Annotated in this window: 25 protein-coding genes; 4 read left to right on the forward strand and 21 right to left on the reverse strand. The window is 70.6% G+C overall.

Annotation, left to right across the window (positions count from 1 at the left end; translation table 11 throughout):
- Nucleotides 1–39: 39 nt before the first annotated feature.
- Genes ABEG18_RS19990 through ABEG18_RS20000 form a run of 3 tightly spaced genes read left to right on the forward strand, consistent with a single transcriptional unit; the run spans nucleotide 40 to nucleotide 2399 of the window.
- Entirely contained in the window at nucleotides 40–1269 is a 1230-nt protein-coding gene (locus tag ABEG18_RS19990) for a DUF2336 domain-containing protein (protein WP_406854796.1), read from the forward strand.
- 40 nt (nucleotides 1270–1309) lie between these two features.
- Entirely contained in the window at nucleotides 1310–1489 is a 180-nt protein-coding gene (locus ABEG18_RS19995) for a hypothetical protein (RefSeq protein ID WP_406854797.1), read from the forward strand.
- Between the two features lie 19 nt (nucleotides 1490–1508).
- Nucleotides 1509–2399, forward strand: a complete 891-nt coding sequence (locus tag ABEG18_RS20000) for a hypothetical protein (RefSeq protein WP_406854798.1) — start codon at nucleotides 1509–1511, stop codon at nucleotides 2397–2399.
- Between the two features lie 148 nt (nucleotides 2400–2547).
- Here the strand turns inward: ABEG18_RS20000 and ABEG18_RS20005 are convergent, their stop codons facing one another.
- From ABEG18_RS20005 to ABEG18_RS20105, 21 genes are all read right to left on the reverse strand, one after another.
- Nucleotides 2548–3240: a hypothetical protein gene (locus tag ABEG18_RS20005; RefSeq protein WP_406854799.1), complete on the reverse strand. Its 693-nt coding sequence runs from the start codon at nucleotides 3238–3240 to the stop codon at nucleotides 2548–2550.
- 66 nt (nucleotides 3241–3306) lie between these two features.
- Nucleotides 3307–4002 (reverse strand): response regulator, encoded by a 696-nt coding sequence (locus ABEG18_RS20010; protein WP_406854800.1) that lies wholly within the window; start codon nucleotides 4000–4002, stop codon nucleotides 3307–3309.
- Between the two features lie 41 nt (nucleotides 4003–4043).
- Nucleotides 4044–4340: a hypothetical protein gene (locus ABEG18_RS20015; protein ID WP_406854801.1), complete on the reverse strand. Its 297-nt coding sequence runs from the start codon at nucleotides 4338–4340 to the stop codon at nucleotides 4044–4046.
- Nucleotides 4341–4511: 171 nt separating this feature from the next.
- The gene (locus ABEG18_RS20020) at nucleotides 4512–5069 is read right to left on the reverse strand and encodes a hypothetical protein (protein ID WP_406854802.1); all 558 of its coding nucleotides are present in this window, start codon (nucleotides 5067–5069) and stop codon (nucleotides 4512–4514) included.
- 28 nt (nucleotides 5070–5097) lie between these two features.
- Nucleotides 5098–6138, reverse strand: coding sequence for a flagellar biosynthesis protein FlhB (locus ABEG18_RS20025; protein WP_406854803.1), 1041 nt, complete (start codon nucleotides 6136–6138; stop codon nucleotides 5098–5100).
- Nucleotides 6139–6144: 6 nt separating this feature from the next.
- Nucleotides 6145–6402 (reverse strand): hypothetical protein, encoded by a 258-nt coding sequence (locus ABEG18_RS20030; RefSeq protein WP_406854804.1) that lies wholly within the window; start codon nucleotides 6400–6402, stop codon nucleotides 6145–6147.
- Nucleotides 6399–6941 carry a flagellar biosynthetic protein FliR gene (locus ABEG18_RS20035; RefSeq protein ID WP_406854805.1) on the reverse strand — a complete coding sequence of 181 codons (543 nt, stop codon included), beginning with the start codon at nucleotides 6939–6941 and terminating at the stop codon, nucleotides 6399–6401. Before ABEG18_RS20035 ends, ABEG18_RS20030 begins: the two co-directional genes overlap by 4 nt.
- A 3-nt stretch (nucleotides 6942–6944) precedes the next feature.
- On the reverse strand, nucleotides 6945–7214 hold the full coding sequence (locus tag ABEG18_RS20040; protein ID WP_406854806.1) for an EscS/YscS/HrcS family type III secretion system export apparatus protein: 270 nt from the start codon (nucleotides 7212–7214) through the stop codon (nucleotides 6945–6947).
- Nucleotides 7215–7222: 8 nt separating this feature from the next.
- On the reverse strand, nucleotides 7223–7873 hold the full coding sequence (gene sctR, locus ABEG18_RS20045) for a type III secretion system export apparatus subunit SctR (RefSeq protein ID WP_406854807.1): 651 nt from the start codon (nucleotides 7871–7873) through the stop codon (nucleotides 7223–7225).
- Entirely contained in the window at nucleotides 7873–8778 is a 906-nt protein-coding gene (locus tag ABEG18_RS20050) for a hypothetical protein (RefSeq protein WP_406854808.1), read from the reverse strand. Before ABEG18_RS20050 ends, sctR begins: the two co-directional genes overlap by 1 nt.
- Nucleotides 8779–8819: 41 nt before the next feature.
- On the reverse strand, nucleotides 8820–9275 hold the full coding sequence (locus tag ABEG18_RS20055; protein ID WP_406854809.1) for a hypothetical protein: 456 nt from the start codon (nucleotides 9273–9275) through the stop codon (nucleotides 8820–8822).
- On the reverse strand, nucleotides 9265–10593 hold the full coding sequence (locus ABEG18_RS20060; RefSeq protein WP_406854810.1) for a FliI/YscN family ATPase: 1329 nt from the start codon (nucleotides 10591–10593) through the stop codon (nucleotides 9265–9267). The genes ABEG18_RS20055 and ABEG18_RS20060 overlap by 11 nt, the downstream gene beginning before the upstream one ends.
- A gap of 38 nt (nucleotides 10594–10631) precedes the next feature.
- Nucleotides 10632–11246, reverse strand: a complete 615-nt coding sequence (locus ABEG18_RS20065) for an HrpE/YscL family type III secretion apparatus protein (RefSeq protein WP_406854811.1) — start codon at nucleotides 11244–11246, stop codon at nucleotides 10632–10634.
- Nucleotides 11247–11259: 13 nt separating this feature from the next.
- Entirely contained in the window at nucleotides 11260–11880 is a 621-nt protein-coding gene (locus tag ABEG18_RS20070; protein WP_406854812.1) for a hypothetical protein, read from the reverse strand.
- Nucleotides 11877–12614 carry a type III secretion system inner membrane ring lipoprotein SctJ gene (gene sctJ, locus ABEG18_RS20075; RefSeq protein ID WP_406854813.1) on the reverse strand — a complete coding sequence of 246 codons (738 nt, stop codon included), beginning with the start codon at nucleotides 12612–12614 and terminating at the stop codon, nucleotides 11877–11879. Before sctJ ends, ABEG18_RS20070 begins: the two co-directional genes overlap by 4 nt.
- Nucleotides 12615–12631: 17 nt before the next feature.
- Nucleotides 12632–13054, reverse strand: coding sequence for a hypothetical protein (locus ABEG18_RS20080; protein WP_406854814.1), 423 nt, complete (start codon nucleotides 13052–13054; stop codon nucleotides 12632–12634).
- A gap of 22 nt (nucleotides 13055–13076) precedes the next feature.
- Nucleotides 13077–13253, reverse strand: coding sequence for a hypothetical protein (locus ABEG18_RS20085; RefSeq protein WP_406854815.1), 177 nt, complete (start codon nucleotides 13251–13253; stop codon nucleotides 13077–13079).
- The gene (locus ABEG18_RS20090) at nucleotides 13243–13626 is read right to left on the reverse strand and encodes a hypothetical protein (protein ID WP_406854816.1); all 384 of its coding nucleotides are present in this window, start codon (nucleotides 13624–13626) and stop codon (nucleotides 13243–13245) included. The genes ABEG18_RS20085 and ABEG18_RS20090 overlap by 11 nt, the downstream gene beginning before the upstream one ends.
- An 87-nt stretch (nucleotides 13627–13713) precedes the next feature.
- Nucleotides 13714–15810: an FHIPEP family type III secretion protein gene (locus tag ABEG18_RS20095; protein ID WP_406854817.1), complete on the reverse strand. Its 2097-nt coding sequence runs from the start codon at nucleotides 15808–15810 to the stop codon at nucleotides 13714–13716.
- Nucleotides 15807–16271: a hypothetical protein gene (locus ABEG18_RS20100; RefSeq protein ID WP_406854818.1), complete on the reverse strand. Its 465-nt coding sequence runs from the start codon at nucleotides 16269–16271 to the stop codon at nucleotides 15807–15809. Before ABEG18_RS20100 ends, ABEG18_RS20095 begins: the two co-directional genes overlap by 4 nt.
- The gene (locus ABEG18_RS20105) at nucleotides 16268–16672 is read right to left on the reverse strand and encodes a hypothetical protein (protein ID WP_406854819.1); all 405 of its coding nucleotides are present in this window, start codon (nucleotides 16670–16672) and stop codon (nucleotides 16268–16270) included. Before ABEG18_RS20105 ends, ABEG18_RS20100 begins: the two co-directional genes overlap by 4 nt.
- A 186-nt stretch (nucleotides 16673–16858) precedes the next feature.
- Between ABEG18_RS20105 and ABEG18_RS20110 the strand changes: the two genes are divergently transcribed.
- Nucleotides 16859–17179 (forward strand): hypothetical protein, encoded by a 321-nt coding sequence (locus ABEG18_RS20110; RefSeq protein WP_406854820.1) that lies wholly within the window; start codon nucleotides 16859–16861, stop codon nucleotides 17177–17179.
- Nucleotides 17180–17357: the final 178 nt, after the last annotated feature.

The raw sequence follows: 17357 nt of genomic DNA on the forward strand, positions 1-17357 counted from the left end.
TCAATTTTACTGCAGCGACTTGATAGGAGACGCTGAGCCGTGCCGCTTGGGCTGCTTCCGCAATTCCACAGGGCCATGGCCCACGCCCCGGAGCGGGTTCGCGTGCAGGCCGTCGCCCGGCTGGCGGCGGCCTGGCGCGCGCTCGCTCCGACGGACCCGGCCCGGTCGGAGCACGAAGCCGCTATGACGACCATCCTGGACGATCCCTCTCCCGTCGTCCGGCTGGCTCTGGCGAGCGAACTGGCGCAGGACGAGACCGCTCCTCACCACGTCGTGCTGGCGCTCTGCTACGACTCGGCCGAGATCGCGGCCGAGATCGCGTCCTCCACCGCCGTTCTGATCGATTCCGAACTGGTCGACCTCGTCGCGCTTTCGCCCGCGGTCGTGCAATGCGCGATCGCGCTCAGGCCCCGTCCCAGCGCCGCCCTGTCGGCGTCGATCGCCGCCGTGGGCCACCGGGCGGCCTGCCTCACGCTTCTGGCCAACCCCGACGCCGTTCTGGTGAAATCCGCCTTCGTCACTCTGCTGGGCCGGTTCCGGAGCGATCCGGAGTTCCAGGACGCCGTGTTCAGGCGGGCGGATGCGCCCGTCGCGGTCCGCCAGGACATCGTCGAGCGCGCCATCCAGCAGCGCAGGATCGGTCGGACGGGCGCGCGCGCGTCGGAGGCGGAGAGCGAGAGGCTGCGGGTCGAGCAGGACCTCGCCACGGTCGCCCTGGCCAGGACGTGCTCGGCCGCCGAAACCGCCGACTTCGTCGCCCATCTGGTGTCGCGCGGTCGCCTCACGACCGCGCTCATGCTGCGCGCCGCCGTTAGCGGCGAGCTGGCGCTGGTCGAGCATAGTCTCGCCAACCTCTCCACGGTCCTGGTCTCGCGGGTGCGCGCCATCATGCACGAGCCGCGCGGCCCCGCCTTTCGCGCCCTGTGCCTGCGCGCGGGCTTGCCCGAACGCGCCTTCGACGCGCTGTCGGTGGCCATCGAGGTGCACCGCGAGCGCCGCGACGAGACCGGCCTGGTCCGCGGTCCGGTGGCCGATCCCGGCGAAGCGGGCGACGTCATCTCGCGCGTGCTGGACCGCTACGAGGACCGCCGCACCGACCAACTCGACGATGTGCTGGCGCTGATGCGCCGCGTCTCGTCCGAAGCCAAGGGCCGCTCGGCGCGCGAGCCGCTGCGCCGCGCCAAGCCGGAGAGCCGCCTCCGTTCGAACTACTTAGGCGCCCAGCACGGATTCCGCAGCGCAGCCGTGGGTGGCAAGGTGCCCGCATAGAGCACGTCCATTCCTCCCCGCTCACAACAGGAGACTTCACATGGCAGACGCAATTGCTCCGGCGACCGGCGCGACGGCGACCACCGGCAACTCGACCGCCGATTTCAGCGGCCTGAAGGACTCGTTCGACACCGCGATCGCGAATGCGACGAAGCTTCGCGAGATCGAGACCGAAAAGCAGAACGCGCTGAACATCGCGAAGTCGAAGCCGCAGACCTGATGACGGGACCGGCCGCTTCATGAGCCTCAGCGACCTCTTCCAGGTGCATCGTTCCGCCATCGAAGGCGGCGTGACCATCCGCGTGACTTCGGGGGCTCATTCCGGAGCCCTCGCCGCGTTGCGCAGGGGCGCGGCCCATGTCGGCTCGTCGCTGGACAACGACATCGTCCTGATCGGCGACGGGCTGGAGCAGAACCACTTCGCGCTCGCGATCGCCAATCCCTGGCTCGGCACCGTCGAGGTCGAGCCGATGGACGCGGGCGTCCGGGTGAACGGGAAGATCGTCGATGTGGGGCGCAAGGTCGTCGCCCGCGCGCCGCTGACCATCGACGTCGGCCGGGCCTCGCTGGAGCTGACGCCCAAGCTGCATTTCGAGCCGTTCCGGCGGCCCGCCATGGCGGCGGCCGCCATCGTGGCCGTCATGGCCGTGGGCATGCCGCTGTTCGACGCCCTGTCCTCGGCTTCGACCTTAACGCCGCCGGCCTATGACGCCGCGTCCTCCTTCGCGCCGACCAGGATCGATCCGGCCTCCCATGCGGCCGTCCTCGAGGAGCGCATCCGCAAGGCCGACCTCGCGGGCGCGGTCACGGCCGAGCCCGGGCCCGCGGGCGCCATCGTCGCCTCCGGCGAGGTGGACGAGGCCGGGCTCGCCCGGTGGCGCACCGTGCTGCAATGGCACGACGCCATCCCGGGCGCGCCGCTCCTGATCAACAATGTCGCCAAGACGTCTGAAATCCCGGGCGTCAACATCCGGAGCGCCTGGCTGGACGGGACGCCCGAGCTCATCCTCACCAATGGCCAGACCGTCGGGGTCGGCGGCGCGCTGTCGGGCGGCTGGCGGGTGACGCAGATCGATGCCGGCGGCGTCGTGATCGCCAAAGACAAGCTCAGCCGCAGGATCGAGTTCTAGAGCATCATCCCACCAAGCAGACACCGGTTGGTGGACAAAGATGATGCTCCATCAGGGACCTGGAGCGACCGGCCTGATGCAATCAGGTCGGATGTCGCTCCGGACGCGGCCCCGGATCACTTGAGAGCCGGATCACTTGGGAGCCCATTCACTTGGGAGCCGGATCGGGCGTCCTTTCGGCTCCGTAGCGGATCACTCGGACGACGCCGTCATTGTTGCCCCGGCCGAGCGTCTCCAGCACCGCCAGCACCTTCGACACGTAGCTCGACGGCGCCCGCACGATCACGGCGTCGGCGTCCTTCATGGCCCGCATCGGATAGCGGGCGACGTCGACGTCGCTCGCCTTCAGGGCGGCCGTCAGTTCGTCCAACTTGACGGAGCGCAGGCTGATCACGCGGGTCGTCAGCTCGCTGCGCGGCGCGACCCTCAGCGAATCGCCCTCGATGTACCACTCGATCTCGAAGCGGCCGTTCAGGTCCGCCATCAGGGTGGGCAGGTCGAGGGAGAGCTTGGCCTTGCTCAGGCGTCCCCTGACGCCGTTGTCGATGTCGGGGCGCAACCCGACATGCCGGCAATAGTCGTTGAGGAAGGATCTCAGATCCTGCTCGAAGACATAGACGAAGCCCGCTTCGGGCCCCTTCGCGGCGGCGGCGGCCGGGGTGGGCGACGCCTGGGCGGCGGCGCGCTCGCCCGTCGAGCCGGTCACGGCCGGCAGGTCCAGGCCGCCCCGGAACGCCTCCGGCCCGGCCAGCGCGCCCGGAACGGCCGCCATGGCGAAGCCGGCGGCCGCGATGCCGCCCGTCGTCCATCGCTTCAGCAGGCGCTCGAAAGGGAGAGGCAAGTCCGGGTCCACTGGCAGGCGCTGGACCGGCGGACGGGAAGCAGCCCGCCGTGCGCCGCCCGATGCTCACATCATCATGGTTAAGGTTGCGTCAACGGCGCCTGTCGGGACCGGCGCGCCGCGGTCCGGCCCCAGGCGCCGCGCGATCTCCAGCAGGTCCTTGAAGCGCGTGGCGTTCGTCTTCTTGCGGATGTTGAGCCGATGCGTCTCGACCGTCCTGACGCTGAGGTCGAGGCGACGGGCGATGTCCTTGTTGCTGAAACCGGAGCCGATCTGGCGCAGGATCTCCAGCTCGCGGGTGGTGAGGCCGAACATGTTGACCTGTCCGCCGCCCTTGCGCTCGGCGCGGTTCAAGAGGCTGAGCACCAGCGCGTTGGAGAAGTAGGCTCCGCCGTCCGCGAGCGCCCGGATGGCGGTCACGAATTCGGACGCCGGCGTGTTGCGGGCCAGGATCCCGTTCGCGCCCGCCTGGACCAACTCCTGGATCTCGAAGGTCTCGCTGGCGTTCAGGCTCACCAGGATGCGCAGGTGCGGGTTCTGGGCGCGCAGGCGCACGATCGTCTCGTAGCCGTCGAGCCTCGGGAGAGTCGATTCCAGGATGATGACGTCGGGGCCATGGGTGGCCGCCGCGAGCACGGCCGCATAGCCATCCCCGGCCTCCGCCACCACTGTCATGTCGGGAAACCGCTCCAGCGTGGCCTTCAGGCCTTCGCGCATCAGGGGATGGGCGTCCGCAATGACGATCCGAACCTGGCCGGTCATGATGCTTACTCCTACGCTGTCGATGGGGGCCGAAGGCCGGATCACTCGGGACGCCGCGCGGGCGAGATCAGCAGCACGAACGGCACCGGCGCGCCGGTCCGAAGCGTGAGCGTGCCGGTCGCCGTGACGCTGACCGCGCCGGCGGTCCGGTAGGCGTTGGCCGAGTTGATCTCGTGGTCGACCGGAGCGCCCGGCAGGTCGAGGCCGTCCGCCGTGTTCAGGAAGGCGTCCACGACGCGCGTCGCCGATCCGCTCACGAAGGTGGACGGCGCCTCAAACTCGTAGCGCGCCTCGCCGGAGCTTTCGGGGAAGATCAACACGGCTCGAAATCTGGGCATGGAAGGCTCCGTACATTCACCCGCATCCGGGGGGCCATTACGGAGAGAACTACCAAGGACCGTGCCAGACCGATCCGTACTGAAAAGAACTACTGAAACGAACTACTTAAAACCATAAGTTGTATTTTTCAATTCATAGTAGAATGACGACGAGAACTCCGATGCGATCGACTAGGAGGCGGGCCCGCTCTGGGACGCAAGGCCGAGGCTCCGCGTGCCAGCCTGGAACAGTTTCTGGTCGCGCACCGCGTCCAGGGCGTCCGCGAGCGTCTGCAGGAACACCGCGTCCTCGCGGCCGTCGCCCCACTCCCCGCATGTCTCCGCGTTGATGAACACGGCGCCGTTCAGGACCGAGAAGATCGTGCCGAAGGCCGGTCCGCCCGCGCGACGCACCACGGCGACTTCTCCGGGAAGCGTGAAGGGCGGAACGCTGAGCGCGTCGGCGACCGCCAGCACCCGGCGCGCGGCCGTCACGCGCTCTCCGGACGCCGTCACCCAGCGCTGTGAGGAGGACAGGCGGCGTCGAAGCGTCGTCCGCAGCTGCCCCAGCGGCACGATCCGGACCGTTTCGAAAGTCGGCGCCGGTTCGGCGGCCGGCGCCGCCGCCGGGAGGTCGAGGACGATGGTGCGCGGCGCGGGCGCGGGCCGGGTGTCCAGGCGCGTCAGTCCGAGCGGGCCGGGTCCGGCGCCGACCTTCCTCAATTCGCTGTCTCGGCTGTCGCGCGTCATCGTCATCGGGTCCGGGGCGCGGTTGCGCTTAGAGTCTCAGGGTGTTGGTGCGGAGCAAGAGTTCGGCCACCGCGTCGAAGCAGCGCTGCGGCACCATCGCGCCCACGCCGGCGGACTCAAACAGCGCCACCGCCAGGTCCGGGCTGGGCTCGACATGGACGCCCAGCCGTCCCGCCGCCTCGACGATCCGGTCGGCGTTGGGGCCCCTGCCCTTGGCCAGCACGAGCGGCACCGGCTGCTCGTCCTTGTCGTACCAGAGCGCGACCGCATAGGCGGCGCTGACCACGACGATGTTGGCCTGCCCCAGCGAGCCGACGCCGCGCGCCGCCTCCTGCTGCGCCTCGCGCCGGCGGCTGCGCACCTCCGGCGCGCCCTGCATCTGCTTCATCTCCTGCTTCAGCTCCGTGTGCGACATGCGCATGTCCTTGAGGAAGAAGGCGACCTGCACCGGAAGGTCGAGCGTCGCGGCGATCACCAGGATCAGCACGGCGATGACCAGCATGGTCTTGAAGAGATCGTAGCCCACCTGGACGATGCACGGCCCGCCGCAGGCGGCGGCGTTGAACACGGTCGGCAGGACCGCCCACACGGCCAGCCCCGACGCCAGGAACCATACGCCGCAGCGCAGCAGCGCCACCCCGAACTCGACGGCGCTCCGGGCGCTGAAGAGCCGCCCGAACCCCGCCGTGATGCTGATGCGTTCGAGTTTCGGCAGGACAGGATCGGCCGAGAACACCATCCCCCGCTTGTGGGCGATATTGGCCAGGGCGCCGGCGCCGGCCACGATGATCAGCAGCGGCGCCAGCGAGAGCAGCATGTCGAGCCCCATGCGCGGCATGGCCCCGGCCAGAAGGGCGCGGGGGTTGCGCACGCCCATGGCGGCGTAGTCGAACCAGACCAGGATGCGCTTGAGATAGCCCTGCCACTGGCTGAGGAGGAAGAAGAGCCCGGCCAGCATCGCCGCCATCGCGACGAAGTCCCCGCTGGTCGCGATCTGCCCCTTCTTGCGAGCGTCCTCGAGCTTGCGCGCGCTTGCGGGGAGGTCTTTTTCCTCCGTTTCACCGGCCATCGCGCGTCACCGCAGCATGGCGCGCAAGGCGGCTTCGATCGGATCCATGGCGGTGACCATGGGCCCGACGATGCGCACGAGCGCGACGCAGAACAGGGGCGCGATGAGCAGCAACACGAGGCTCTTCACCGAGGCGGAAAGGAAGACCACGTTAAGCTGCTTTCCGAGGCGGCCCGAGATCATGAAGACGAGATCGCACGCGATCATCACGATCATGGCCGGCCCCGCCAAGGCCAGGGTGGCGCGCAGCATGCCCATGATCATGGCCAGCAGCGCCGGCAGCGACGCCGTGGAGATTCCGGCAGCAGCCTGCCGGCCGGCCAGACGCCGTAGCTCCGGTACAGCAGGTCGGCCAGGAGCCAGAACCCGCCCAGGGCCGCGAAAAGCCAGAGCCCCATGATGACGAAGAGCTGGCCATAGGCGGTGATCTCCCCGCTCGGCGACGAGCCGCCCGCCCCGGCCCCGCGATAGCTGTCGATCACGGCCCCGGCCGCCACGAGCGTCTCGAAAGGCAGCGACAGGAAGAAGCCGAGCAGGAGGCCGATGAACATCTCGGCCACATAGATCAGGAACGGGCCCTCCAGCCCGGCCAGGAAGGGCTGCGATCCGGCCCAGAGCGGCTGCATGAAGGGCAGCGCCAGCGCGGCCGCGAAGCCCGCCCGCAGCAAGCCGGAATTCAGATGCGCCCACGCGAAGATCGAGCACATCAGCGTCACCCCGATCGGGCGCGACATCGCCAGCCCGAGCAGCGTCAGCTTGGAGTAGAGGCCCTCCAGGACCGCCGGCGAGAGCAACGCCTCCATGCGTCACCGCCGATACAGGTAGAAGCTGCTGAAGATCTCGGTCGTCGAGGCGTAGAGCGGCCCGGCGAGGCTGCCGCCGAAGGCCAAGAGGACGACGCCGATCACCACGATCTTCACCGTCTGGGGCAGCGTCTGCTCCTGCAATTGGGTGACGGCCTGCAGCAGCCCGATGATGAACACCACCACGGTGGCGATCAGCAGCGGCGGCCCGACGAAGACCGCGCAGTCCAGCAGGATGCGGTAGAGGGCGACCGTCAGCGTGGCGTGGGACATCGTCGCCCTCAGATGTAGCTGAGGACGAGGCCCTGGACGATTTTCGTCCAGCCATCCACGAAGGTGAAGAGCAGCAGCTTGAAGGGCGTCGCGATGGTGTTGGGCGGGATCATCATCAGCCCCAGCGCCACCAGCACGGTCGTAACGATGATGTCGATCGCCATGAAGGGCAGGTACAGCAGGAACCCGATCTCGAAGGCCTTGGTGAGCTCCGTCAGCAGGAAGGCCGGCGCCAGCACGGCGAGGCTGTTGGGCGTCAGTTCGGGCCCGCGTTCGCCCGCCCAGATCTTCCCGGTGGACTGGACGAAGAAGGTCAGCTTGGTCTCGTCCGTATGCTTGCGCAGGAAGGTCTCCAGAGGCTTGGCGGCGCGCGCGCCCGCTTCCTCGTAGTCGCTGAAGGTCTTGTAGGTGAGCCTGGCGTCGCGCACCGACGTATAGGCCGTGTTCATCACCGGCATGGCGATGTACACGGACAGGATCAGCGACAGGCCGTACACGATGATGTTGGGCGGCAATTGCTGAATGCCGAGCGCATTGCGGACGATGAAGATCACGATCGAGATCTTGGCGAAGCTCGTCACCGTCACGGCGATGAGGGGCAGGAACGACATCCCCGCCACGAAGAGCAGGATGGCGAACAGGTTGTCGGACGGATTCATCACTCGGGCCCCATGGACGTGATCGAGACGCCGATGCGGCCGTCCGCTTCCACCAGTTCGCCGAGCGCGATCACCCGCCCGCCGCTGCGTAGGCGCACGCGCCCGTCGTCGAAGGAGCGGAACGGCACGGCCGCGCCCGGCTCCGGCATGACCGGGGACGTCGTCGACCCCACGAGGAGATCGGCCCCGCCCCGCGCCTCCAACTGGGAAGCCGGGACGGGCCCTTCGTCCGACAGCACGGCGGCGCCGCCCTGGATGGAGACCGCGCGGGCCGACCCGTCCGGGAATACGATCTCGCCGTCCAGCCTGTCCGTCGTCGCGCCCTCCAGCACGATGGTGTCGCCGACGGCGAGGTCGGCGAGGTCGGCCGCGTCGAGGTCGACCGGGCCGACGACCAGCGACTGGCCGGGCATGATCGCCGGACCCCAGCCGACGATGCGCATCAGGTCCTGCGCCATCCGGCCGCGCGGCTCGCGGCCATGCAGGAAGGCCGCGCACGGATAGGCCGCGCCGGGCGTCATAATCTCGAAGGTCAGCGCCTGGCCGTCGGTGAGCCCGGTGGCCGGGATCACGCTCTCCAGGCTGATCGGCAGGCCGAGCCGCGCCTCGAGCGGCTGCAACACGGCGCCGAGCAGGCATTCCAGTGCCAGCGCGGCGTCCGCGGGCGCCAGCGCGCCCCAGTCGACCGGCTCCGGCGCCTGCGCCAGGATCGCGCCCACCAGCGCGTCGGGAAGGACCAGCGCGAAGCGATCGGCCCCGATCAGCCCCGCGATGGCCGGCCCCTGGGGCAGCGACCCGGTCGGCGCGCGCGGGCGCAGCATGAAGTCGAACCCTGCCGCCTCCATGCGCAGGATCCAGGTCGTCGCGAACCACAGCTCCTCCAGCCGGTCCGCGAGCCGGCGCATCGGCCTGACGTTCCTCCCGCGAGGATCTGGCGGGTGAATGCTCATGGGGCGTCCGCGTCGCTCTCCGACGCGCCCTCCTGCGAAAGCCTGGCCACGCGCGAGATCCGCTCCAGCGATCCGGCGAGCTTGGTCTCGCGATTGGCGGCCATCCTGGCTTCGCCCCGCTCCCGCTCCAGATCGCGCCGCCGCGCCGCGGCCGCCGCGTCGCACTGGGCGATGCGCCGTTCCTGGGCGGCCCTGTCCTCCGCGTCCATGTCGTATTGCAGGCCGACCCGCGCGAGCCGCGCCGGGCTGGCGGGCCCCGCCAGGATGCGGGCGATCCGCTCGGCGCGCTCCGCCGATTGGGTCGCGGCGAGTTCGGCCAGCGCGTCGCGCGCGGCCTGCGATTCGCTCAGGGCCTCGGCCACGCGGCGCTCGGCCGCCGACGCCCGCTCCAGCGCCGCCCGCGCCCGCATGCGGGCGAGTTCGTGAATGCGCGACAGCTGCTCATGCGCCATCGGAGACCACCTCCGTGAGCCGGCCGAGCGTCGCGGCGAACGGCGTGGCCTCGCGGCCGAGCTGCACCAGGAACTCCGTCATGGCGCCGTGGCGCCGCAGCGCTTCGTCGGCGAGCGGATCCGACCCGGAGGCGTATTCGCCCACCTGGACCAGGAGCTCGATCTCCTTGTAGCGGGCCATCAGGGCCCGGAAACGGGACGCCGCCGCGCGGTGCTCGGGCGAGGCGATCTCGCTCATGAGCCGGCTGACGCTGCCGAGCACGTCCACGGCCGGGTAGTGGCCCGACTGGCCGAGCTTGGAGTCGAGCAGGATGTGGCCGTCGGTCAGGCTCTTCACCTCCTCGGCGATCGGATCGCCGAAGCCCTCGTTTTCGAGCAGCACCGTGTAGATGGCCGTGATCGCGCCGTTGCGGTCGCCGCCGCAGCGCTCGATCAAGCGCGGCAGCTCGGCGTAGACGGACGGGGTGAAGCCGCGCCGCACAGGCTGCTCGCCGGCCGCCAGGCCCACCTCGCGCAGCGCGCGGGCGAAGCGGGTCACGCTGTCGAACAGCAGCAGGACATGCGCGCCCTGCTCGCGGAAATGCTCGGCCACCGATGTCGCCACATGGGCGCCGATCACCCGCTCCATGGCGGGCCGGTCGGACGTGGAGGCCACCACGACGCACCGCTCGCGGAACTCCGGCGGCAGCTGCCGGTCCAGGAACTCGCGCAACTCGCGGCCGCGCTCGCCGATCAGGGCGAGCACGCAGACATCCGCGGAGGCGTTGCGGGCGAGGGCGCCGAGGAGCGACGACTTGCCGCCGCCCGGCGGGCCGAAGACGCCGATGCGCTGTCCCACGCCCAGCGTGTTCAGGCCGTCGATCACCCGGATCCCGGTCTGGATCGGCTGGGAGATCAGCGGGCGTTCGAGCGGAGGCGTCACCCGGGGCTGCACGCCGCGGCTCGCCATGCCGTCGAGCGCGGCCGGGCGTCCGTCGAGAGGGCGGCCGAGACCGTCGAAGACCCCGCCCAGCATCCCGGTCCCGCAGCGAAAGGTGAAGGGGTCGCGCAGCGGCAAGACCTCCGTCCGCGACGACAGGCCGTCGATGACGCCGAGCGGCGCCAGCACGGCGCGCCCGTCCCGCACCGCCACCACCTGGCCCAGGATCTCCTCGCCATTCGCCTCGACGAGGCGGCAGATCTCGCCCATCGCGAGGTCGCTCAGCGTCGTGACCAGCCCGCCGGGCCCGATCTCGGTCAGCCGGCCGATGACGCGCCGCAGCGGGCGTCGCGCCGCCCCGGCCGCCATCTGCTGCACTGTGCTGGCGAGAACGCCCATGGGTCCCATCATCCGAACATGGTCAGGAGCGGCGGCGTTCAGGTCGGTTCGCCGCCGTCGGCGAGCAGCGACCCGGAGAGGATCTCCGTCAGCACCGCGATCTGGGCCGTGGGGCCGATCTCCAGGGTGACGCCGCCGGCGTCCAGCCGCCACGCTCCGGGCTCGACATGCGGGTCGAGCGCGATCGCCCGGATGGCGCCGGGCGCGCTCGCCTCGATGGCCCGGACGGCGCGCTCGGCGTCGTCGATGTCGGCGGGCCCGCAGTGCAGGACGATGTCGCGGTCCGGCAGGTCGCGCAGGGCCCGGCGCACCACGCGCTCGGCCCTCTCCGCCTCGGGCGTCTCGTCCAGGATCTCCTGGACCGAGCGGCGGACGATGCCGACGAGGAGCGGCTGCAGGGCGAGGACGTCGCGGCGATAGTCGCGGTCGAGGGCCAGGAGGCGGCTGGCGAGTTCGGCCTCGGCGGCCTGCCGGGCCTCGGCGATCAGCGTTTCCGCCTGGGCCCTCGCGGCGGCCAGGATCGCGGCGGCCTGCCTCTCGGCGCCATCCAAGACAGGGTCCGCCCTGTCCTCCGGCGCGGCCGCTCCGGCGTCGTTCGCAGGCGCCCTGCTCCTGAGCACGCGGCCCTTGTAGAGGAGTTTCGCGCTATTCACCGGCAGCCCCATTCTACGGGCGGTACAGCAGCTCCGCGACCCGATGAATGAGATTTGGCAGACAATGGTTTGCGAACTCTAACTTTTCAATTTCATTATTGATAATTTTGGGCAGGCAGAACGCGATGCGCGCCGCGTAGGCGGTCGGCAGCGTCTCGGCCCACGCCCTGAGAAGACGATCCGCGCAGGCCGTGACCGCCTGCTCGAAGCGCGATGGCTGGGGCAGCTCCTCGCACTCCGTCTCCATGTCGCTGAACTGCACGAGGAGCAGCAGGTCGCCCGGCGTGACCAGCCCGGCGAGGGCGCGCAGATGCTCGCCGTCGATGACGCCGTTCAGCATGCGCGCATGCCACGCCAGGCCGAGGACGTGGCGGAACCGGCCAGGATCGGCGATGCAGGTCCGGTAGGCCCGCAGGTCGGCGGCAGTCAGCGCCCCCAGTTCGAGCCGGCCCGCGTCACGGGCGGCCGCCAGCATGGCCGGAATGCGCGGCCTCAGCCGCGGGTCCTCGGCGATGCGCGCCCGCAGCGCCGGCGACGCGATGCTCGGCGCCCAGTCTCGCTCCCAATCGGGATCGATGCCGCTCAGCGGCGGCTCCATCGCGTCGTGGAAGCCGTGGGCGGGGCTTTGGATCATGGCCGCGACGCCTGCGCCCCGATCAGCCGCAGGATTGGACGCCGAAACAGCGCCAGCCCCAGGCCGATGACGGCGAGGACGCCGAACGGCGCGAGATTGCCCGCCCGCAGCGACGTCCGGGACGACGGCTCCAGCGTCTGGGCGGCCGGGAACAGGGCCACGGCGACGTCCTCGTAATGCAGGCCCGCGACGCTGTTGGTGATCAGATACTTGATCGTCCCGACATGGCGGGCCATGTCGGCGTCCGCCCGGTGATAGATGAACACGGAGGCCCGGGGCGAGCGGCGGTCCTTCTCCAGAGGCGAGTCCTCCGGCAGCATGATGTGGACGCGCGCCGACGTCACTCCGGCGATCTGGGTGATGCTGTTGGCCAGCTCCTGGTTCATCGCGAACATGAAGCGGGCCCTCTCCTCCATCGGGGTGGAGACGATCCGTTTGCTGTCGAAGACCCCGCCGAGCGACTCGAAGCGCTGGCGCGGCAGGCCCCGCTCGCCGAGAAGGTTGATCGCCCTCGTCGTCTGGTCCCGCTCCACCGTCACCGCATAGGCGCCGTCCTTGCCCCGGGTCCGGCCGGCCTCGATGCCGGCGTTCTGGAGGATGCCGACGATCTCGAGCGCCTCGCGCTCCTGCAGCCCGTCATACAGGTCCGCCTTGCACCCGGCGAGCGCCAGCAGCAGGCCGGCCGCGACGACGAGCCGGGCGGCCGAGGGCCAGGCCGCAAGGGAGCGTGACACGGCCGCGCGTCCTTTCATCATGACTGGCGGATCAGCGTGCTGACCGAATGCGAGACGCCGCCCATCACCTGGCTGACCAGGTTGACGAAGATGGCGTGGTCGTAGCTTTTCTCGAGCGACTTGAACGCATCGGCGGGCGTGACCTCGGGCTTCGCGGCGGCGCTCTCGCCCGTGCGCGCCAGGCTGGAGTTCACCCAAGGCGACGGCAGCATCTCGCGCAGCTGCGTTTCGACCGCATCCGCCCCGTGCGGCGTCGGGCGGAGGATCTGGATCTGGTCGTGCACCGAACCGAGCGTCTCGGTCAGCGAACCGGTCGGCGCCGGCGCGGCCTCGGCGGTCGGCAGCGTCGCCGCCGGGACGACGAACGAGTCCATCGCGGCGGGCCTGCTCATGGGCGAGCCGACCAGGGAGCTGATGGCGGAGATGGCTTCGACGCTCATCGGCGTGTCCTGCGCTGGAAGGTCACTCGCCGCCATCCGCGAGGATCGACGAGAGGATACCGGTCAGCACGGTCTCGGCGACCTTGCTGCTGAACTTCATCACCGCGTCGTGGGTCGCCGCGGTCCCGGTGGACGACGACGTCGCCCCGGTCGAAATGGACTGTGCGCCGCTCGCGGCGCCCTGGATGTCAGCGGCCATGGCCTGTTCTCCTCGTGGCGGAGGCCTGGCCGAGGGCGGCCCCGTGATGGGGGCTCCCCAGGCTCGCCAGGACCTCGATGTGGACTTCGACCTTCTTGGCGAGTTCGGGCCGGGCGAACCGCAGCGTGCGCAGTCTGGCGACGGCGTCCGTTGCGCGGCCCTGCTCGTAGTCGCGGATCGCCAGCGCGAGCGTCCTGAAACGGCCGCTCCTGTCGCGCGCCTCCACGGTCCTGGCCAGGGCGCTGTCGGGCGGCAGCGTCCCCCGGCTCAGGGCCGTGACATACTCGGCCGCAAGCTCGGCGAAGGGGCGCGAGCCGATCGCAGCGGCGTCGCCCGGTCGTCCGGTCGCAAGCTCGGCGTGGCTAAACGGCATGCTGGTTCTCCTGACGCCGAACATGCGCCATTCCGGCGTCCGGCTGCATCCGCGCTGGGCGCGGAGGCGTCTGCGTAGTCGCCGGCGTCATGCGACGGCCTTCATCTCGGCCGGCCCCTCGGAAGTGAGCGTCCCGACGGGCTGGCAGGTGAATTCCGGCGCGATCTCCTGGAAGGAGAGGACCGGAACGGTCAGGTCGTGCGACCGAAGATAGTGCGAAAGATGCCGGCGCAGATCGACCGACGTCACCACGATCGGGGGCGAGGCGGCCGGGTCCTCAGGCGTCGCGATGGTCTCGATCTGCGCCAGGAGCGCGTTGGAAAGCCGGCTCGACATCATCAGGAAGACGCCCGCCTCCGTGTGCCGCAGCGACTCTCTCAGTTGCTGCTCGAGGCCGGGCTCCACCACATAGGCGGCGAGCATGCGGTTGGCGTCGGCCAGCGCGTTGCAGATCTGCCGGCGCAGGGCGCGGCGCACATGTTCGGCCAGGATCGCGGCGTCCGGCTCGCGCTGCCCCCATTCGGCGAGCGCCTCGAAAAACCCCTGCGCGGGCGCGAGCGGCACCTGCTCGCTCGCCAGCCGGCGCATGACCTCCAGGGCCTTGGGCATCGCGACGGCGTTCGAGGCCTGCTCGGCCAGCCGCGGCTGCGCCGTCCGCAGGTCGGCGAACAGCGCATGCGCCTGCTCGAAGCCGATGATCGAGCCGGCCTGCGCCTTGAGCTGCTCGACGCCGGCGTGGGCCAGGAGGTCGGCCAGCGGAATGGGGCGCATCCCCGCCTCCACGAGCCGCGTCGCCTCCGTCTCGGCGACCCAGAACGCGTGCGCCCGCCGCCAGCCCCGCGGCAGGGGCTTGCGCGCCGTCCCGGCCGCGTCGAGCAGGGCCGGATCGCCGTCCAGGGCGACGACCCCTGCGGGAACGCGATCCAGGAAGAGCGCCACGCCGTCGAAATCGACGCGGACCGCGTCCGGGTCGAGCTCCGGGGCCGGCTCCACGCCGAAGCGCGGGAACGGAACGCCGAGCGCCCGCCAGGCGGCGTCGAGCCGGCCGTCCCGGGCGGCCGCGAAAGCGCGGGCGTCCAGGCGCGCCGCTGCGCCGGAGCCGAGCGCGATCACGAGCCGCTCGCCGGGCTGCGTCTCGGGCGACGACGCGCCGGGCGCGCCCTCGCCCGCCTCGGACCCGCGGGGTCGCCCGGCCCCCTTTTGCGCCGCGGCCCCGACGGCCGGCATGAACCAGGCGGCCCAGATCAGCGCTCCGCCGAGAACGAGGAACAGCACGGTCGGGAAGCCCGGCACGAGGCCGATGGCCGCCACCACGACGCCCGCCGCGCCGATGCTGCGCTGGTTGCCGGCGAGCTCCGCCGCGATGTCTCCGCCCAGATCGGCGCCCTGGTCCGTGGTGACGCGCGTCACGATCGCGCCCGAGCACAGGGCCAGCAGCAAGGCCGGGATCTGCGCCACGAGGCCGTCGCCGATGGTGAGCAGCGAGTAGGTCGAGACCGCCTGGGGCAGCGGCATCCCCTTCTGCAGCGCCCCGATGGTGATGCCGCCGATCAGGTTCACGACCACGATCAGCAGGCCCGCGATGGCGTCGCCCTTTACGAACTTCATCGCGCCGTCCATGGCGCCGAAGAACTGGTTTTCCTTGTCGAGGTTGCGGCGGCGCTGGCGCGCCTCGGACGGGTCGATGTCGCCCGCCCGCAACTCCGCGTCGATGCTCATCTGCCGGCCCGGCAGGGCGTCCAGCACGAAGCGCGCCGCCACCTCGGCCACGCGCTCGGCGCCCTTGGTGATCACCACGAACTGCACGATCGTGATGATCAGGATGATGACGAGGCCGACGACCAGGTTGCCGCCCGTCACGAACAGCCCGAAGGTCTGGACGATGTCGCCGCCCTCGGCCTCCGTCAGGATCGTGCGCGTCGTCGAGATCGAGATCGCCAGCCGGAAGGTGGTGGCGATCAGGATCACGGCCGGGAAGGTCGAGAAGCTGGTCGGCCGGTCGATATAGATGGCGACCATCAGGATCACCATCGTCATGGTGATGTTCAGCCCGATCAGGATGTCGAGCATCAGCGTCGGCATCGGGATGATCATCACCAGCACGGCGGTGAGCAGGATCAGGATCAGGGCGAGATCCTGCCGGCCGCGCATGTGGTGGAGCGCCGTCGTCAAACGGTCCATCATGGCGAAGGCCTCCGCGACCGCAGGAACCGGGCGAAGGCGTCCGCCGCCTCCGCGCCGCGCCGCAGCGCGGCCGAGACCCGCGACCGCCTGAGCAGGTCCGACGGCGCCAGCCGTCCGGGACCGACAGCCGCCTCGTGCGCCGCGACGGCCGCGTCGGCGGTCTCCGCGTCGCCCGTGGCCAGGAAGGCCTCCGACAGCAGGCGCAGGCTCTGCGGATCCCCGGGCGCGAACCGCACGGTGAGCTGGAGCAGCGCCAGCGCCTCGGAGGGCTTGCCGTAGAGGATCTGGTGCGCCGCCACGGCGTTCAGCAGCCGAATGTCGTCCTCGGCCAGGCCCGCGGCCGGCGCGGCGGCGCCCTGGGCGAGACCGAAGCCGGCTTGCGCCGGCCCGAAGGCGGGCGGAATCAGATGCGACGGCCTGGGGCGCGGGGGAGGAGCGAAGGCGCTCTGCCTCTCGGTCATGCCGACAGATCTCCGGCGACGAGCGCGTCGGCCGCCGTCACCACGAGCTTCATCCGACGCACGACCTCGCGCAGCGCGCTCGAGCCGATCTCGATGGAATGCGCGTCCTGCGGCTGCCTGGCGCCGAGCCGCGACAGGCTGATCTCGATGCGGGACAGGTCGGCGATCAACGCGTCGGACGAACGCGCGAGCGGCCCGAGGTCGCCGGACGCAAGCCGCATGCTCTGCGCCGCAGGCGCAGCCGCCGCAGCGCGCGGACGCGCGGCCACGACCCCGGCTGGCCTGGGCTGCGTCGGCTGGTCGACCCCGCCGAGCCTCGCGCGCGGCTCCAGCGCGCGGATGCGGGCCAGATCCGGCGCCCCGCCCCGGTCGACGCTTTTGGAGATATCCCAACGTGACAAGCCGGCCTCCTCGACGAGACCACTAGGCATGTCTCAAGTCTGTATTTGCTTAAGATCGGGATTTGGTCGGTCGTCATGCTTAACGCGCGGTAAGCAGCCCTGCGGAGGCCTCGGTAGTCGCCTCGGATGGAACGGTCGCCGCTGCGATGCGATGAGTGGAGGCCACCTCTCTATGGGAACAGGCCGATGACTCTGAAAATCAATGGGCCTTCCCGGGGAGGCGAGCTCGGCTCGTCCTCGTCGGCGACCGGCTCCTCTCAATTCGCCGAGGCGTTGCGCGCCCGGTCCGCGCCCGAGCAGGGCGCCGTCCGGGAAGCCTTGCGTGACGCCGGGCGCCCGCGCGACGCGATCGAAAATCTGATGCGACTTCCGGCGGCTCCCGCAGACGCCAGGCCGATCTCCTGCGGAGCGTCGGACACGGCCGCCCGCCTGCCCGGACTGCTGATCCGGCTGGACGAGCGCCCGCCGGCCGCCAAGCCGATCATCTTGCGCAGCGCGAAGTCCTAGCCCGTCCGCCTCGACAGCACGAATGAGCCCGCAGCCTTCCCGGCTGCGGGCTTTCGTCGTTTCGGGCGCGGGTCGTCACGCCCCCGCCTTCGCCTGCCGGGCGACCGCCGACAGGCGAAGGCCAGGCCTGGAGCCTGGCTCGCCCGACCGCGCAACGCAAAAAGGGCGGCCGCATCGC

Source organism: Alsobacter sp. KACC 23698, from assembly GCF_045348435.1.
Classification (GTDB): domain Bacteria; phylum Pseudomonadota; class Alphaproteobacteria; order Rhizobiales; family Beijerinckiaceae; genus Alsobacter.

Excerpts from the sequence above, each read along its gene's own strand:
- ABEG18_RS19995 (WP_406854797.1), top strand. The coding sequence starts at position 1,310 with ATGGCAGACGCAATTGCTCCGGCGACCGGCGCGACGGCGACCACCGGC.
- ABEG18_RS20000 (WP_406854798.1), top strand. The coding sequence starts at position 1,509 with ATGAGCCTCAGCGACCTCTTCCAGGTGCATCGTTCCGCCATCGAAGGC.
- ABEG18_RS20010 (WP_406854800.1), bottom strand. The coding sequence starts at position 4,002 with ATGACCGGCCAGGTTCGGATCGTCATTGCGGACGCCCATCCCCTGATG.
- ABEG18_RS20015 (WP_406854801.1), bottom strand. The coding sequence starts at position 4,340 with ATGCCCAGATTTCGAGCCGTGTTGATCTTCCCCGAAAGCTCCGGCGAG.
- ABEG18_RS20020 (WP_406854802.1), bottom strand. The coding sequence starts at position 5,069 with ATGACGCGCGACAGCCGAGACAGCGAATTGAGGAAGGTCGGCGCCGGA.
- ABEG18_RS20025 (WP_406854803.1), bottom strand. The coding sequence starts at position 6,138 with ATGGCCGGTGAAACGGAGGAAAAAGACCTCCCCGCAAGCGCGCGCAAG.
- ABEG18_RS20030 (WP_406854804.1), bottom strand. The coding sequence starts at position 6,402 with ATGATCATGGGCATGCTGCGCGCCACCCTGGCCTTGGCGGGGCCGGCC.
- ABEG18_RS20035 (WP_406854805.1), bottom strand. The coding sequence starts at position 6,941 with ATGGAGGCGTTGCTCTCGCCGGCGGTCCTGGAGGGCCTCTACTCCAAG.
- ABEG18_RS20040 (WP_406854806.1), bottom strand. The coding sequence starts at position 7,214 with ATGTCCCACGCCACGCTGACGGTCGCCCTCTACCGCATCCTGCTGGAC.
- sctR (WP_406854807.1), bottom strand. The coding sequence starts at position 7,873 with ATGAATCCGTCCGACAACCTGTTCGCCATCCTGCTCTTCGTGGCGGGG.
- ABEG18_RS20050 (WP_406854808.1), bottom strand. The coding sequence starts at position 8,778 with ATGCGCCGGCTCGCGGACCGGCTGGAGGAGCTGTGGTTCGCGACGACC.
- ABEG18_RS20055 (WP_406854809.1), bottom strand. The coding sequence starts at position 9,275 with ATGGCGCATGAGCAGCTGTCGCGCATTCACGAACTCGCCCGCATGCGG.
- ABEG18_RS20060 (WP_406854810.1), bottom strand. The coding sequence starts at position 10,593 with ATGGGCGTTCTCGCCAGCACAGTGCAGCAGATGGCGGCCGGGGCGGCG.
- ABEG18_RS20070 (WP_406854812.1), bottom strand. The coding sequence starts at position 11,880 with ATGATCCAAAGCCCCGCCCACGGCTTCCACGACGCGATGGAGCCGCCG.
- ABEG18_RS20080 (WP_406854814.1), bottom strand. The coding sequence starts at position 13,054 with ATGAGCGTCGAAGCCATCTCCGCCATCAGCTCCCTGGTCGGCTCGCCC.
- ABEG18_RS20085 (WP_406854815.1), bottom strand. The coding sequence starts at position 13,253 with ATGGCCGCTGACATCCAGGGCGCCGCGAGCGGCGCACAGTCCATTTCG.
- ABEG18_RS20090 (WP_406854816.1), bottom strand. The coding sequence starts at position 13,626 with ATGCCGTTTAGCCACGCCGAGCTTGCGACCGGACGACCGGGCGACGCC.
- ABEG18_RS20095 (WP_406854817.1), bottom strand. The coding sequence starts at position 15,810 with ATGATGGACCGTTTGACGACGGCGCTCCACCACATGCGCGGCCGGCAG.
- ABEG18_RS20100 (WP_406854818.1), bottom strand. The coding sequence starts at position 16,271 with ATGACCGAGAGGCAGAGCGCCTTCGCTCCTCCCCCGCGCCCCAGGCCG.
- ABEG18_RS20110 (WP_406854820.1), top strand. The coding sequence starts at position 16,859 with ATGACTCTGAAAATCAATGGGCCTTCCCGGGGAGGCGAGCTCGGCTCG.